This window comes from Campylobacter concisus, assembly GCF_002912895.1.
Classification (GTDB): Bacteria; Campylobacterota; Campylobacteria; order Campylobacterales; family Campylobacteraceae; genus Campylobacter_A; species Campylobacter_A concisus_G.
In genome coordinates this window covers 1-514 of sequence record NZ_POZX01000073.1, presented here as the reverse complement: position 1 = coordinate 514, position 514 = coordinate 1, and the positions used below count along the sequence as shown (strand labels likewise).

1 protein-coding gene is annotated in these 514 nt (G+C 34.2%); it reads right to left on the bottom strand.

Translation table 11 applies throughout. The features are described 5' to 3' along the window. Window positions 1–25 precede the first annotated feature (25 nt). A partial coding sequence (locus CYP51_RS09205; protein WP_103625205.1) for a DNA polymerase III subunit delta' occupies window positions 26–514 on the bottom strand: 489 nt, incomplete at its 5' end.

Below are 514 nucleotides of genomic sequence, written 5' to 3'. Positions count from 1 at the left end.
CTTTTGTTATTTATCTTATAAAATTTCAACGTCGTCCTTTTTGAAATATAGTAAGCAGTAGTGGCGTTAGCACGGCGTGAGACTTGGCGTTTAGATCAGCTAGCTTGATAAGCGAGAAAAAATAATCCATCTCATCGCCACTAAATTTATACCCGCTATCAACCGCCTTTGTCACGATAACGCCAACAAGCTCTTTTAGCTCGTTTTTGCCAAATTTCTGAGCTTGTTCGTCTGCGATCTTTTGATCAATAAAGCTTGTTAGCTCCTTTAGGCTAAGCGATTTTAAATTTAGATCAAGAGTTATTTTTGGCTTTTTTGTGAGATTATTTTCTATGAGCATTCTTGATCTAATCGTTGGTAGAAGTAAATTTTTACTCTGTGTTACTATTATAAATTTGATATTTCTTGGAGGCTCTTCGATGATCTTTAAAAGTGCATTTTGAGCCTCTATCCTAAAAGAATTAGCATTTATTACTAAAATTTTTTCATCTTTTTCAGCAATGTAAGCTTCTGC